The following is a 15,367-nucleotide window of genomic DNA, read 5'->3' as shown; positions in this document are numbered from 1 at the left end:
TTAAAATAGACGGTTTAATCCATTGAGTGCGGCTACCCGATAAGCCTCAGCCATGGTGGGATAGTTAAAGGTGGTGTTAACAAAATATTCAATCGTGTTTGCTTCCCCCTGTTGCTCCATGATTGCCTGCCCGATATGGATAATTTCCGCGGCTCGTTCACCAAAGCAGTGTATGCCTAAGATCTCTTTCGTCTCACGATGGAAAAGAATTTTCAAACTACCAACATCTGAGCCGAGTATTTGCGAGCGTGCTAAATCCTTAAACTGGGCGCGACCAACTTCATAGGGGACTTTCTGCTGGGTTAACATCTGTTCAGTTTTGCCTACGGAGCTCATTTCAGGAATGGTATAGATCCCCGTTGGAATATCTTTGATTAATTTTTTCTGCCCTGCGCGCGTTAAAATAACGCGTGCAGCAATGCGCCCTTGATCATAGGCCGCACTCGCAAGGCTGGGGTAACCGATTACGTCGCCAATGGCGTAGATATTATCGACGCTGGTTTGGTAATGCTCATTGATAGCTAGTTGACCCCGTCCATCGGGCTGCAAACCAATTTCCTGTAAATTCATATTATCCGTGTTGCCCGTTCTACCATTAGCAAAAAGTAGGCAATCTGCTTTCATTTTCTTACCTGACTTAAAGCTGATCACCACGCCATTTTGCGTCGATGTGACACTTTCATACTCTTCATCGTGGCGCAGAATGATGCCAGAATTTCTAAAGTGGTAGGAGATAGCGTCCGACATTTCGGTATCTAAAAAAGATAACAGCCTGTCACGGGTATTAATGAGATCTGTTTTGACACCGAGCCCTCTGAATATAGAGGCATACTCACAACCGATCACACCCGCACCATAAATGGCGATGTTTTTAGGCTGATAATTTAGCGATAAGATGGTATCGCTGTCGTAGATGTTGTTGGCGGTAAAGTCGATATCATCAGGTCGGTAGGGGCGAGAGCCCGTTGCGATAATGATATTTTTTGCGCTGATTAGCTCCGATGAGCCATCATGTTTTGTAATGGTTAAGGTATGGTTATCGACGAAGGAGGCGCTGCCAAAATGTATATCACAGCCATTGCGCTTATAAAAATTACTGCGCATGGAAACTTGTTTATTAATCACTTGTTCGCTGTGGCGTAGTGCGTCAGCAAAGGTGAATGATTTTTTTTGAAAATAATTATCATCAAAAAGAATATTATTTTTCAGCTCAATGAGTTGGCTAACACTGTGGCGCAGTGCCTTTGATGGAATGGTGCCCCAATGTGTACAGCCTCCACCAATTCGTTCATATTTTTCAACGACAGCAACACGTAAGCCCGCCTTAGCCAGCTTCATCGTTGCCCCTTCACCGCCCGGACCGCTGCCAATGACAATTGCATCGTAATCATAGCTTGCTATATTTATATCTTTGAGTTTTGACATGGTGATCCTTCACGATAAATAGACAATGTGCTTCATATTAACAAGTTACATTATTTTGTCACACAAACTTACAACAAATCTGGACATTATTGCTACGATATTGTTGCAAGTTGTGAAAATAAAAACAGGAAAAATTACCAGTATCATGTTATTTTTAGAAGCTTAACATCAAATGGTCATTATTAAGGAACTGCTCATGAGTCACCCCACCATTTCGTACAAATGGCTTATTTACACATTTTTAATTGGTCTTTCTATTAGCGCCTGTTTTTCGATACTCACTGTGTCACAAGTCTCCTTTTCTATCTTTCCTTTTTTGACGTTATTTTTTACGGTCAATAAATTTTACGGAATATATATTAAAGAGGGAAATTATGAAGCCAATGTTGGCCCAGCTTGGGTGGCATTGTTTATTGGGATATTCTCCTATAGAGCGTTAATTGCTGCACACTACCCGGAGCTTGGTTCTAATTTTATATCGATTACCATCACATTGCTGTTGTGCATCTGGCTGATGTATAAACTGATGTTCGGTGATAAACGTTACTCTGCATAACGCATTGCTGATCAACCGAAGCCTTTTACATTGATCGGCTTCGGTGTCTGTTTTTTATGTTTCTAGCAGCTTATTATTGCCCGAGGGGGTGTTGAAAGCGTTTAAAAATCAAGGAGGTGTTAATTCCACCAAAGGCGAAGTTATTACTCATAATATATTCACACTCTATGTCACGACCACTACCTGTAATGTAATCTAATTGCCCACAGGCTGGATCAATATTGTTTAGGTTCAGTGTTGGATTAAACCAACCCGTATTCATCATCTCAATCGCAATCCACGCTTCAATCGCACCACAAGCTCCTAACGTATGACCAAAATAACTTTTTAATGAGCTAATTGGTGTGTTTTTTCCGAGCACATTTGCAGTGGCATTGCTTTCTGCAATATCACCCCGTTGGTAGCCGTGCCATGGGCAGAAATATAGCCAATTTTATCCGCACTGATAGCCGCATCCTGTAGTGCCATTTGCATACAGATTTGCATGGTGCTTTGCTCGGGTTGGGTGACATGTTTCGCATCACAATTAGTCGCAAAACCAACTAACTCCGCATATATTTTTGCACCACGTGCTTGCGCATGTTCATACTCTTCTAAGATTAATGTACCAGCCCCTTCGCCAATCACTAAGCCATCCCGATCTTTATCGTAGGGGCTCGGTGATGATTTGGGATTGTCATTTTTTAGACTAGTGGCAAACAACGTATCAAATACGGCTGATTCCGTTGGGCATAACTCTTCTGCACCACCTGCGAGCATAACGGTTTGTTTGCCATACTTAATGGCTTCATAGGCGTAACCTATTGCTTGACTGCCCGAAGTGCACGCGCTGCTAGTCGGAATAATACGACCCTTTAAGCCAAAAAACAGGCCAACGTTCACCGCGCAGGTATGTGGCATCATTTGTACATAGGTGGTTGCGGTAATCGCACTGGTCGTTTTGTCCGTCAGCATCACCCCAAAAGCCCTCACTGCATCGGTACTGCCTGCCGACGAGCCATAGGCTATTCCCGTTTGCCCATTGCTTAGTACCTCATGTCCTAGCAACCCACTTTGTATTAATGCATTTTCCGAGGCTAAGGTGGCTAATTTAGCAACACGGCCCATTCCACGGACCATTTTGCGGGTGTAATGTTTTGGTAATTCAAAGCCATCGATTGGCGCGGCTAACTTGGTGTTTAAACCTTCATATTGCTCATAGCTTGGCATATATTGTGTTGCATTTTCACAGGCTTTTAGCCTTGTTAATACCGTTTCCCAATCATTACCCAATGCGGTAACACCAGACATACCTGTAACCACGACTCTGCGCTCATTGCTCACGCTAAACCTCCATTAATCGAAATGACTTGACGAGTCACGTATGCGGCAATGTCAGACATTAAATAACTGACCAGACCTGCAACCTCTTCAGGCTGCCCCATTCTGCGTAAGGGTACCAGAGGTAGGGCGTGTTCTTTAACTTCCTCCGTGACCATTCCCGTATCGACTAAACCTGGGGCAACACAGTTTACCGTGATTTTACGTTTAGCAACCTCTAAGGCTAATGCTTTTGTTGCACCAATAATACCCGCTTTGGCTGCGCTATAGTTAGTTTGCCCTCGATTGCCTATGATACCCGAAACGGATGCCAGCGTGACAATGCGCCCACCTTGACGCAGTTGTACCATGGGCATGATACAAGGGTGAAGGACATTATAAAAAGCATCTAGGTTAGTGTGTACCACGCTATCCCACTCTTCACCCGTCATGGCAGGAAATACCGTGTCATTCGTGATACCTGCATTACTAATAACACCATAATAGGCACCATTGGCTTCAATATCAGCTTCTAAGACCTCTCTGCATTGTTCTCTATCGCGAATATCAAATTGTAAAATTCGACCTTTACCACCTGCTTCATTAATGGTTGCGAGGGTTTGTAATGCACCAGCTTGGTCGCTCATATAATGTATAACAATGATGAAACCATCTTTACTTAGTTGCGTCGCGATCGCACGGCCAATGCCTTTACTTGCGCCAGTCACTAACACCGATTTTGTCATTTATATTTCCTATTTCTTACTGCTAAGTTGTAACTTATCTTGTGGTGGAACAAAGGCATTTAACTGGCAGCTTGCTAATACTCTGCTATTACATTCAATGCGACAGGCAAATGCAGCCATGCCTTCATTTTCCAGTAATTGTTCGGCATAAATATCTAAGGTTTCCCCTAACTTAAACTCGCTGCATTCACTATGATAACGACGACTACCTAATAAAAAACCGATTGGGGAGGGCTCTCCTTGCTGATTCGCATGGTAACCCGACCAAGCAGCTACGGTTTGTGCCATAAATTCAATGCCCACCCATGCTGGAGTGGCGTTAAGCTGTTTATCAAAAAACAGTCCGAATTCATTAATGGTTACTTGGCAGTGGATGGTTAACGCAGTCACATCGATGACGTTATCAATTAAGATCATCGGCATTTTATGCGGAAGTAGTACACTGATATCTGCAAATTTAGCCATGATAGTATCCAAATATTAACGATACATTATTCCCACCGAAGGCAAAGGAGTTGCTTAACAAAGCCTTTTTTTGTAACGGCTGTTTTGTCGTGACTAATTTAATCGGCGCCATGTTTGTATCAAAAATTCCATCGTTAATTTGTATGGGGAGATTTAGCTTTTCCTGTAGCAGCAGGCAGCAGATACTCGCTTCGAGAATGCTTGCTGTACCTAGCGTGTGGCCCGTTAAAGGTTTCGTTGAACTAACGGGGACGGCGTCTTGGAATAAACGATAGATTGCCTTCGATTCCATCGCATCATTAAGTGGCGTCGCTGTACCATGGGCATTGATATAGCCAATGTCATGGGCGTTTAATTGTGCATCATGCAATGCTTTTTGCATTGCGCTTATTGCGCCGAGTCCTTGCGGGTGCGGTGCTGAAATATGATGTGCATCCGAGCTATCTCCGACACCTAATAAGGCGATGTTATTACTGCTTTGTTTTGTCGAGAGCAACATAAAGGCAGCGCCTTCACCAATATTTATACCATTACGATTGGTACTAAAAGGGTTACAGAGTGAGCTAGATAACGCCTCTAAGGCATGGAAACCATTGAGTGTCAGTTTGCACAATGAATCTGCACCCCCAACCAATACGGCATCGACTAATCCTGCTTTTAATAAACGTTTGGCGGAAATAAAAACCCGACCACTAGAAGAGCAAGCCGTGGAAATGGTGTAAACCTGCCCGTCACTTGTAGGTATTGAGCAATAAATTCACCTAAATTACCCAGCTCTTGTTGTCGATAATGGTAATCGTCAGGAAACTCACCCATTGTATTTTTAATCGCTAAAGCCTGTTCGCCATCACTGATCCCTGAAGTGCTGGTGGCCATGATAATGGCAACACGATCGCTACCATATTCAGTGATCGCGGCACGTACATCCTTTTCTATTGTAAGCAAGGCGGATAATGCGATTTGATTGTTGCGTGTATTAAACTGTCCTTTAATCTCAGGTAGGGGGCTTTTGATTTTGCCGACAACGGTCGACTTACCATCATTTAGCCAAGCGTTCTCAGGGCACATATCTTCAGAGAAGCCCTCTGCTAAACGTTGCTTCGCTATATTTAAGGTATTTCCTAGCGCGGAGTTCATTGCCCAGCTATTAATATACACGGGAAAAATCGTGTTTTGTTTATCCATTACTGCCCATTATACGTTTCAATGTTAATAATATAATTTAGTTGTAAGTGTTTGATGGTGATCAATCCCTGCAGGTGAGGGGTTGTTTGATAATCTATTTGCATAATCAAATCACCATTGCCATCCATTAATAAACGTTGTTTCTCTGTTGCCATTAATGACCAACCGATATTTGCAAAAGGTGTTTGCCAAGCCTGTGCTGGCCAAATTGACAGCATCACATTAAACAACACTTGCTCAGGTTTTGGTAAATTCGCTGCGAGCCCCGGTATAGTAGAGGTTTCTATTTTTTGCTCTGTATACTTAACACTCAATAGTGGTGCTCCCCAAGCTGAGAAAGCCGCTAATACCAACTGTTGTGAATCGACTTGCAACTGCACCATCAGTTGTTGTTGTTGCTCTCCCCATTGCGCGCTAATTAACTGACTAATATCTAGCGTTCGCTGTAGCTGTGCAGGAGTAGGTAAGGTGACAAAGGTGTTTTTTGCGACCTCGACTTGTAGCGGATCCGCTCTGTTCTGTAATGGCTGCATTGAACAGGCGGAAAGTATGAACATGGCTAATAGAGAGCTAATCAGGCGCATTAATTTTCCTTTGCATTGCTAACGGTGCCAATAACCAAGCCACCGTAATACCACTTAGCAAGGTGATCCCAAAACCATGTATTGCCTGTGTTTCACTGAACGCTAATAAACCAAAGGATAACAGAGTGGTGATAGCGGAAAGTGTGATGGCTAATAACGTATTTGCATTGTGATTATGCCGTTTTTGTTCGGCAAAAAAAAGTGTGTAATCAATACCGATACCTAAAATCAGCATTAATGCTAATAGATTGAAAATAGTGATCGGTATGCCCATGATGCTTGTTATCGCCAGTCCGGCGCAAGCAGCAATGAATGGGGGGATGATCACCAATACCGTTTTCCCTATAGGGTAGCGTAACAACAAAAATATTGTGATCAGTAAGTAGGCGGCGGCTAATAATTCACTAATATGTTGGCGATACTCCTTAAAAATCGAAGAGACTTCATCGACTTTATTGAGATAAGTTAAATCAGAAAAGGATTGGCTATAGTTTTTTAGCTGAGCAACATCCTCTAGTTCATTGATTAAAATGATGGATGAGCTAATTCCGTTAATTTCATCTAACCATAGAAAAGAGACAGCCTGAGAGACGGGTGACTGTAGATATCTATCAAAACTTAATGGTTGGAAAGGTGCGATGGTCGTAATAGGCGCCGTGAGGGCTAATTTTTCGCGTAAATTTTCTGCCTGCGATTGGTATAGTTGAACGACTAAATGGTAGTTGTATTGTTGTGTGGATATTGACGGAAGAAATTGGCTAATCGTTTGATAGTTTTTCAATAAACCTTGTTGTTGCCACTGTTGTAGCTCTTTTTGTACCTCTTCGAGACGCATTAGTAACGCTTGCTGAGTATCCGCTTTGACCAGTAGCATGTGCTGATTTTGGCCCATCGCGGTGATCTCTTTGATCAGCCGTTCCTGTGCTTTTAAATGTTCAGGTTGCGTTTGTAGCTGGCGAATATCGTCATCAAAGTGTACCTGTGTTAATGCAATACAGGAGATAGCGAATACCCCAAGTGGGGTTAACAACCTTATTTTTGGACGATCCCATAAAGCTAAGTAACGCATTAGCGGGCTTAAGTTAGGGGCTTTGCTTGTACTTGCAGATCTTGCTAATAATGGATACCAGCAGATGACGGTCAAATAGGCGGCTAATAGCCCGACCACGGAGAATAAAGAGAGTTGTTGTAGGCCAGGGAAAGGGGCAACCAATAGCCCTAAATAACCAATTAAACTAGTTACTAACCCTAATGTTATAGCATTAAAAATACCCTTTAACGCCCGTTGTGAATGCCAATTTTTGTTGTTGAGTAAACGCTCTGTTAAAAAGTGAAACGCATAATCGATGGAGACGCCAATTAAACTGGCACCAAATATTAAGCTAAACAGATGTACTTTTTTAAACACCAATACGGTTACCACAAAGGCAACAAGCAAACCGCAACCGATAGAGAGTAGGGCGAGCGTTAATGGTAATAGGCTGCGATATAGCAACAGCAAAAGCATGACGATCCCGATTAATGAGCCGACACCAATGAGGTTAATTTCATTAATGGCGCTTTGTGTACCGTGGGATGCGTAAAACAGTGTTCCGGTATGTATCAGTTGCACATCAAATTGTGTTTGTAGCGAGGTCTCTAGGGCGAGCAGTTTGGGTAACAGTGCCTGTGTTTTTAAATTATATGGGCTATTTGCAAGTTGTGCATGCACCATAATATAAAAAGTGTCCTGCCATTGTCGGCTTAAGTAGCCCTGTTGTAAGGTGAATTTATTGATTGACTCGCCTTTGTCAGCCATATATTCACGGAATAATAAAAACGGATCGCTTGCGATCTCTTGCCCTGTCACACCTGAAAAAGGGTTGTATATTTGTTGGATTACCCGCTCGGTTTGTTGATTCGGGGATGCTGATAAACGCAACTGTTGTGTTGGTGATAATAATTGTGCTCGGTAGGGGAAATATAAATCTGCCCACGCTTGTTGTTCCTGCTCATTAATCTTGCCAGAAACTGAGGCGAAGAGGCCCAGTGACGCTAATTGCTGTTCAAAATAGGGTGCGGCTTGTAAAGCTTGTTGTTTATCTTTGCTCGCAATCAAAAACAGGAGTTGATTACCTAACTTATCCGCTACCTGTTGAAAGGCTTGTTGCGCAAAAGTATCTTGCTCATTTTCGGGTAACAGCGCGAGGATATTGGTCTCTATGGGAAGTTTATTTTGCCCAAGTGTCTGCTGTAGCAATAACAGTGCGCTACCGATAATAATAATTAGCCAACAGAGGGCTAACTTAGAACTGTAAAGAAGAACGTTCATCTTTGCTTAAATGGGGTGGGTAGCTGTGTTGATTTATAAAATTAATCTTCGTACTGTCACCCTGTAATTCGTTTAATTGCAGTGTTTCGATATACGTTGCACCAGAAATAGTTATCTGTTGAAAGATTTTGTCCAATGGTGAACTTTTTGGGGTTAATAGTAATGACCAACGCTCGCCTTTACTCTGTAATTCCATCACAAACTGCTCACTTAACCCCTCGGTATCACCTTTAAATAGGGATAAAAAAAGGTGGCTAAAATAAAACACCATAGGGTTATCCGATGCTTGCATTATTTGCGCAGGTTGATCGGCAATGCGTTGGCTTAATTTATCTTTATTCAAGGCTAAGGTGATGAGAAAGGGTTTTGTTTGTGACCAGAGTAGACCCTGTTGTTGTTCGATAAGAAATTCGCCACTCGATAATAGAGGCTGTTTAAACAACTGCATGTTTTTGATTTGTGTATATTGTCCTCGCACGATTTGATGCGCACTCAATTTTTCCTGTAATTGCGTGATAGTGGTGGCGTGAATAACAGCACTAAAACTTGCAAACAGTAACCAAATTAAACAGAATTTTTTAATTAACAAAATAGGGTTCCAGTTTATCTAAGAATACTTGCGGTGATGCAAAGCACATCTCTGCGTTTTTGAGTCCGACCGCTACCTGCCGAGTATAACCTTTGGTCATTCGTACTCCGCTAATGGCATCATAGATAACATAGTCAACACGCAGGTGGTGCTCCCATTCCGTTAAGCTCGCGGTAATGCGAATTTGATGATGAAAGGGGATCGCTTTGACGTATTTTACGTAGCTATCTATGATCGGCCAAGCGTACCCTGATGCTTGCATATCGTGATAGCAATAATTTATTTTTTCCATCAAAATCCGTCGCGCTTCTTCAAAAAAGCGAAAATAGTTACCGTGATAAATCACCCCCATTGGATCGGCATCTTGAAAAGCGGTTACCAAAGTAACTTCTGCGGTTAGATCAATCTTACGTTCTATCATTATATTTCCATTAGTAAAGCTGCCAATGTTGTGCCTCAATCAGCGCCATAAATTTACGCAAATCAGCCTCTAACGGGCGATCTTCATCGACGGGAACAAACTCAGATAACACCGCATTCATCATGCTTTGTAAACCTTCACTAAAGTGGTTTTCATCTAATTCATTATGCCGTTTGCGTAATACCAACGCCTGTGTGGCGGCTAACAATGAGGCTGCGGTAACTTGTTCGCTAAGCTGTAATACGCGTAAACAATCGCGCGCAGCAATGGTCCCCATGCTGACTTTATCTTGATTATGGCATTCCGTTGAACGTGAAAAAACGCTCGCGGGCATAGTCAGTTTTAATGCTTCAGCGGTCCAAGCGGAAACGCCGATTTGTACTGCTTTAAAACCATGATTAATTGCTTTTCGAGGCCCTTCTGCGCCGGTTAGGTTATATGGTAGGCCATTATTAAATTTATAATCCATCAATTGAGCCATTTGCCTATCTAGCAGGTCGGCAATGTTTGCGACAACGGTTTTTAAGCTATCCATTGCCATCGCGATATGGCCACCGTAAAAATGCCCACCGTGTAATACGCGTTGATTGTCACCATCAATAATGGGGTTGTCATTGGCACTGTTTAATTCATTTTCAATCATGCTGCGAAAGAAAGGTAAGCTATCCTGTAAAACACCGATCACATGAGGCGCGCAGCGTAATGAGTAACGATCCTGTAAACGGTCACTATTGCGAGGTGGGCGCTCTGCTTGTAAATCCGCGCGCAACCAAGCCGCTATCTGTTGCTGACCAGGATGTGGTTTGACGGCGAACAGTGCCGCATCAAAATGAAAGTCATTGCCGTGTAGGGCAACGGAAACCATGGCGGTTATTTTGGTCGCTAATTGAGCGAGGTATTCTGCACGCTTAAAGGCTAAACAAGCTAATGCTGTCATCACCGCCGTGCCGTTCATTAACGCTAATCCTTCTTTGGGTTTTAGCTTGATCGGTGTTATGCCCAATTCCGCAAAGACCTCTGCCGTTGCGCGAATTTGTCCTTGGTAAATAACGTCACGCTCACCGATTAATACTGCGGCTAAGTATGAAAGTGGTGTTAAATCGCCACTTGCCCCCACCGAACCCTCTTCAGGGATACGCGGAGAAATATCGTGATTGATTAGGGTAACAATCTGTTTAAGTAGGTCATGAGTTACCCCTGACATAGCCTGTGATAAGGAACATAAGCGCGTTGCTAGTACCGCTTTTGATTGTTGCTCCGTGAGATTATTACCTAAACCACAACCATGAAATCGGGTCAGATGTAGGGGTAATTGATCAACCAACTCAGGTGGAATGGCAATGGTACAGGAGTCACCATAACCTGTTGTGACACCATAAATAACCCCCTCTTCTCGCAATAATGATTCAAGAAATGCCACACCTTTGTCTATCTTACTATTGAATTCACTGCTGTTACTCATTGCCGCACCCGCACCATTGGCGATAGCTACAATATCTTCAATACGTAAACGGCCTTCACCAAAGGTGATGCTTTGCTGTTTATTTGTCATCTCTCTTTCCACTTAAGTGCCAAAAATCAAAAAAGTTGTACCATTGCAGCGGAGCTTTCATGGCATAAAATTGTAATCGTGTGGCATAGCGTTGTACCACATTTTGTAAGGCTTGTTCTCGTTTACCTCTAGGGAGGTCAATGGCGTCGCTAAAATGTTCAAAATAGAGGTCAAAATGCGCCTCTTTTTTACTTTCATTGCGTAATGCAAACAGGAGATAAACGGGCGCTTTCAATAGCGCGGCTAAGATAAAGGGCCCCTGTGGAAAGGGCGCGGGTTTATCTAAAAAATCGGCCCAGACAGCACGATGTTCAACACGAGTTGATGTTCGGTCTCCGACAATCACCACCCATTCGCCCGCTTCAATTTTTTGTGCGAGTAAAATGGCCGTCTCTGGACCTAGTTTATCCACTTGGATGATATTTAGCTCGGATTTAGGGTTAACGGCTTTCATCACCGTATTAAAGCGTGTGGCATTGGCGGTAAAAACGAGCGCATTGATTTTAAGTTGCTGGTGGTGCTGACTTAATGCTCGACATAACTCTAAATTACCTAAATGCGAACCTAAAATAACAGCCCCTTTTCCCGATGCGATAATGGCGTCGATCTGCTGCTTGCCGTGTATGGTTAAGTTATCGAGACAAAAGTCCCCCTTCCACGCAGCGAGTTTGTCCAATATCGTCAGGGCAAAGGAGTTGATATGGCGATAAAAGGTTAAATGTTGCGGCACGTTGAGTTGCGATTTCTTAGCGACAATTTTTATTTGCTGCAAGAATGCCGATGACGCGTGTTTAGTTTCCTTGGCAGTCAATGAATAATAAAAAAGTACGGGGGCTAAAAACATTTTAAAAACATTTCGACCAAATAGGGAGTAAGCCGCTAATAGCAGTTTGATACCATAATAAGTGCCGCGTTCACTTTGTTTCGACCAGTGTTGCTGCCGTTGTTGGTTGAGGCGTTTATGGCGTGTTAACAGTTTAGGAATACGCGTTAACATGGCAAAAAACAACTTGCTGTGCATTTTACTGATCTGCACATTATCTTTAAAAGCATGAAAATGAGAAATACCATCTTCAGGGTAAATAACCTTGGTATTGATAAAACGGACATCGCAATCAGCCCAATATAGTCTGACCATGATCTCCGTATCAAAGTCCATGCGCAATCCCAATTGACAGTGATTAATGAGTGCGATGGTTGCGGCTATTGGGTAAGCGCGGAAACCACACATGCTGTCTTTAATGGAAAAGGATAAGGTTTCTACCCAAACCCAGAAATGGGTAATGTAACGACCATATAGGCGAGCTTTGGGAATGGATTGGTCATAAACGGGACACCCAGATATTAACGCTTGTGGGTGTTTTTCGGCTTCGCTTAATAGTGCAGATAAAGCGTCCAGATCATGTTGGCCATCAGCATCAATTTGAATGGCATGGCTGTAACCAAGTTGTGCTGCCCGCTTAATGCCGGCAATGACAGCGGCCCCTTTCCCTTGATTAGTGGCGAGGGTTATGACGGTATGATTGGCTAGCAAAGGCAATAGTGCATTTTTGGTCTGTATATCACTCCCGTCATCAATAATAATAATAGGGTGGTTATAGCGTTCACAGAGTGTTGCGACGACAGCAGGTAACATTCGTCCATGGTTATAACAGGGAATGATGAAACAGGGGGCGAAATGGTTCATGCCGCGTTGACCAATTTAATACGTCCCGATGAGTGTGTTTTTACTGGCTGAACACCGTGACTGTTAAAACTAAAATAGAGCATTCCCTTGTCACTCTGCCACTTTAGAGTCAATGATACCGTCTGATTTGGTAAGATAGCCTCTTGAAATTTAATGACTTCCATCCCGGCAAATTTGTTGGGGCAATTTAATAAAGTTTGTCCATAATAAATCGCCCAGTCAATTTGCGCCACGCCCGGCAGAATCGGGAAGTCAGGGAAATGCCCTTGAAAATAGGCTAATGACGGTTCCATAAATAGCAGTAGTTGCAGCTCATTATCTGCTATTTTTTGTGCAACGATGGGCGCTTTATTGAGTGGCATCTGTTTCTCTACTGTGATCATTAAATAATGCAGACAACTCATTATGTAACTGTTTGCCCTGTCTGTTAACCGGGATTTCATCCACTATACGAAAATATCGAGGAATAGCAATGGGTTCAATCCAGAGCCGTAGTTGTTGGCGAAGTAATAGGCAAAATTGTCCTTTACCCTGCTTTTTCAGGGCTTGCACACCTTGCTCAGTCAGTTTGATGACCGCGCCTAAACATAACCTCGTCTGTGAATTTAGTAGAATAACGGCGCTTTCGGCAATCCAAGGTAGCTCATTAATACGCAGTTCTACTTCCGTTAAAGCGATCCGTTTTTCTTCAATTTTAACGATTCGGTCGATGCGGCCTTTTAGTAAAAATTGCCGTTCGTTGAGTAATTCACATTGGTCGCTTGTTTGGTAAAATTCGGCATTATCTATCCAAGGCGATTTGATCAGTAAACAGCCTTGCTCATTACATTGGGCGCGTAAGGGGGAAAATAAAGTCCAAGGTGTTTGCGCGGATTGCTGTTGGCGATAGGCAATACCACCGGTTTCGGTGCTGCCAAAGACTTCGATCGGCAACTGTTTTAAACAGGCTTCATTATGTCGGGCGGTTTCGTAATTAAGCGCGCCTCCAGAGGAGAAAATAGCGCGATAGCCAGCACCTTCACAGGTATCGCTTAGCCGTTTGAGCAACGCAGGGCTCGCAATGAGGGTGCGATTTGTCTTCGCTGCCTTTATTACCTGCTCAGGATAAATGAGATCGACACTATTTATCGCCCGACCTGCACAAAGAGGCCATAGTATGCGAAATAGCAAACCATAAATATGTTGATGCGATACGCTACTGACAATCTCTGTTTCTGTTAATAATTTCCCCCAAACCTCTTGTAAGGAGTGAATTTCAGTATCTAATAAGGCCAGCGTCTTATGAATCGCCTTCGGGAAACCGTTTGAGCCAGAGGTATATAAAAGCAGGGAGACGTTATTGATATCCAATATTTGTTTAATCGGCTCTGCTTTTTTATCGGCCGCAAAAGGCAATAAACAGTGCTTACTTTTTATTGTTGTTAGTAAATCCTCATCCGTTAGTAACCCATCAAATTGTTGCGCTAATAGGGCAAGCATCTCGGGTTGATGGTTACCTGGTAATATTAATTGTTTGTCAGCGTAGGCAGCAGCAAAAAAAGCAACTGAAAATAGATAACTATCTTGGCAACAAATAGCCCATCTCAGCGCAGTTTGTTGGCGCAAGTGAGCGGATAAATCCGCTATATCAGTAATAAAGTGATGCCAATTTTTATTGCTTTGATTAGAAAAAGCGACCCGTTGATTGAACTTGCGATCGGCAATTAATAACTTATCTAGAGGACTAAAATTCATTATTCTTTCTTTTTACATATAAGCGCATCACATATTCACACGCAAATAGAGTACCCGCTAATAAATAACTGATCAGGCCATTATATAAAGTCCAAATCTCCATACTCATAAAACCAGTGGTGAGGGAGATGGTCGCGTTAATAATAAAAAAAACGCACCATACTTTAGTGACTTGGCGTGTATATAAAATCGCATAGTCAGGTAATTGTGGTTCTTGTAATCGCGCAAAACGTTCACAAAGCGTCTCTTTTTGCCATAGGCTTGCCATAAATACAGTCAGCATCAATAAATTGACAATAATCGGATAATAGGTAAACCAACTGCTATTTTTAAAGAGGTAAGCGAGCAGAGATAGCGCAATGCCAGCACAACCACTTAGCCAAGTAATATATTTAAGCTCTCGCAGGCGGGTTTGATTTCCCCCGATGATGCGTAAAACAAACATCATGACTAATAAGGCGCTAATGGCGCCGATCCCCCAGTGGCTTAAACCATAATAGACAGCAAGGGGATAAGCCAATAAAACCAGCACTGACAGTAGTGTCAGTAGTTTCATTATGCGCTCTTTAAGAGATTTTCAACTGCATCAACGATATCTGCAACGGTACGCACCATTTTAAACTCTTCCGGTTTGATTTTTTTACCCGTTAGTTTTTGTAAATGTACGACTAAATCAACGGCATCTAAACTATCGAGATCTAACTCGCTATAAAGGTTGGTTTCAAGATGAATATCTGCTTCGTCAACTTCAAAAAGCTCAATCAGTGCGCCTTGAATTTGTTGAAAAATATCTTCACGATTTAATTCAGGCAT

General features: G+C 42.7%; 16 protein-coding genes and 1 pseudogene. 1 reads left to right on the top strand and 16 read right to left on the bottom strand.

What is annotated here, in order from left to right; all coding sequences use genetic code 11:
* Positions 1–1,425 (bottom strand): Si-specific NAD(P)(+) transhydrogenase, encoded by a 1,425-nt coding sequence (gene sthA / locus AB2N10_RS12915; RefSeq protein WP_354622787.1) that lies wholly within the window; start codon positions 1,423–1,425, stop codon positions 1–3.
* A 196-nt stretch (positions 1,426–1,621) separates the two neighbouring features.
* Between sthA and AB2N10_RS12910 the strand changes: the two genes are divergently transcribed.
* Positions 1,622–1,981: a DUF1422 family protein gene (locus AB2N10_RS12910; RefSeq protein WP_354622786.1), complete on the top strand. Its 360-nt coding sequence runs from the start codon at positions 1,622–1,624 to the stop codon at positions 1,979–1,981.
* Positions 1,982–2,054: 73 nt separating this feature from the next.
* Here the strand turns inward: AB2N10_RS12910 and AB2N10_RS12905 are convergent.
* From AB2N10_RS12905 to AB2N10_RS12835, 15 genes and pseudogenes are all read right to left on the bottom strand, one after another.
* Positions 2,055–3,271 (bottom strand): annotated as a pseudogene (locus AB2N10_RS12905) (beta-ketoacyl-ACP synthase).
* A gap of 29 nt (positions 3,272–3,300) precedes the next feature.
* On the bottom strand, positions 3,301–4,026 hold the full coding sequence (locus tag AB2N10_RS12900; protein WP_354622784.1) for a 3-ketoacyl-ACP reductase FabG2: 726 nt from the start codon (positions 4,024–4,026) through the stop codon (positions 3,301–3,303).
* Between the two features lie 9 nt (positions 4,027–4,035).
* Positions 4,036–4,491 (bottom strand): hotdog family protein, encoded by a 456-nt coding sequence (locus AB2N10_RS12895; RefSeq protein ID WP_354622783.1) that lies wholly within the window; start codon positions 4,489–4,491, stop codon positions 4,036–4,038.
* On the bottom strand, positions 4,484–5,170 hold the full coding sequence (locus AB2N10_RS12890) for a beta-ketoacyl synthase N-terminal-like domain-containing protein (RefSeq protein WP_369434677.1): 687 nt from the start codon (positions 5,168–5,170) through the stop codon (positions 4,484–4,486). Before AB2N10_RS12890 ends, AB2N10_RS12895 begins: the two co-directional genes overlap by 8 nt.
* Positions 5,149–5,676: a hypothetical protein gene (locus AB2N10_RS12885; protein WP_369433939.1), complete on the bottom strand. Its 528-nt coding sequence runs from the start codon at positions 5,674–5,676 to the stop codon at positions 5,149–5,151. Before AB2N10_RS12885 ends, AB2N10_RS12890 begins: the two co-directional genes overlap by 22 nt.
* Positions 5,676–6,260: a DUF3261 domain-containing protein gene (locus AB2N10_RS12880; protein ID WP_354622780.1), complete on the bottom strand. Its 585-nt coding sequence runs from the start codon at positions 6,258–6,260 to the stop codon at positions 5,676–5,678. The genes AB2N10_RS12885 and AB2N10_RS12880 overlap by 1 nt, the downstream gene beginning before the upstream one ends.
* Positions 6,247–8,571 (bottom strand): MMPL family transporter, encoded by a 2,325-nt coding sequence (locus tag AB2N10_RS12875; protein WP_369433938.1) that lies wholly within the window; start codon positions 8,569–8,571, stop codon positions 6,247–6,249. Before AB2N10_RS12875 ends, AB2N10_RS12880 begins: the two co-directional genes overlap by 14 nt.
* Positions 8,546–9,160: an outer membrane lipoprotein carrier protein LolA gene (locus AB2N10_RS12870; protein ID WP_354622778.1), complete on the bottom strand. Its 615-nt coding sequence runs from the start codon at positions 9,158–9,160 to the stop codon at positions 8,546–8,548. Before AB2N10_RS12870 ends, AB2N10_RS12875 begins: the two co-directional genes overlap by 26 nt.
* On the bottom strand, positions 9,150–9,581 hold the full coding sequence (locus AB2N10_RS12865) for an acyl-CoA thioesterase (RefSeq protein WP_354622777.1): 432 nt from the start codon (positions 9,579–9,581) through the stop codon (positions 9,150–9,152). The genes AB2N10_RS12870 and AB2N10_RS12865 overlap by 11 nt, the downstream gene beginning before the upstream one ends.
* Before the next feature lie 10 nt (positions 9,582–9,591).
* The gene (locus tag AB2N10_RS12860; RefSeq protein WP_354622776.1) at positions 9,592–11,133 is read right to left on the bottom strand and encodes an aromatic amino acid ammonia-lyase; all 1,542 of its coding nucleotides are present in this window, start codon (positions 11,131–11,133) and stop codon (positions 9,592–9,594) included.
* Entirely contained in the window at positions 11,123–12,820 is a 1,698-nt protein-coding gene (locus AB2N10_RS12855; RefSeq protein ID WP_354622775.1) for a glycosyltransferase, read from the bottom strand. The genes AB2N10_RS12860 and AB2N10_RS12855 overlap by 11 nt, the downstream gene beginning before the upstream one ends.
* Entirely contained in the window at positions 12,817–13,182 is a 366-nt protein-coding gene (locus AB2N10_RS12850; protein ID WP_354622774.1) for a 3-hydroxyacyl-ACP dehydratase, read from the bottom strand. The genes AB2N10_RS12855 and AB2N10_RS12850 overlap by 4 nt, the downstream gene beginning before the upstream one ends.
* A complete protein-coding gene (locus tag AB2N10_RS12845) occupies positions 13,169–14,554 on the bottom strand; it encodes an AMP-binding protein (RefSeq protein WP_354622773.1) in 1,386 nt (461 codons plus the stop codon). Before AB2N10_RS12845 ends, AB2N10_RS12850 begins: the two co-directional genes overlap by 14 nt.
* Entirely contained in the window at positions 14,544–15,110 is a 567-nt protein-coding gene (locus tag AB2N10_RS12840; protein ID WP_354622772.1) for a hypothetical protein, read from the bottom strand. The genes AB2N10_RS12845 and AB2N10_RS12840 overlap by 11 nt, the downstream gene beginning before the upstream one ends.
* Complete coding sequence (locus AB2N10_RS12835) at positions 15,110–15,367, bottom strand: acyl carrier protein (protein WP_354622771.1); 258 nt, start codon at positions 15,365–15,367, stop codon at positions 15,110–15,112. The genes AB2N10_RS12840 and AB2N10_RS12835 overlap by 1 nt, the downstream gene beginning before the upstream one ends.

It is taken from the genome of Psychromonas sp. MME1 (genome assembly GCF_041080865.1).
Classification (GTDB): Bacteria; Pseudomonadota; Gammaproteobacteria; order Enterobacterales; family Psychromonadaceae; genus Psychromonas.
The sequence above is the reverse complement of the archived record's forward strand: the minus strand, read 5'-3'. Positions and strand labels throughout refer to the sequence as shown.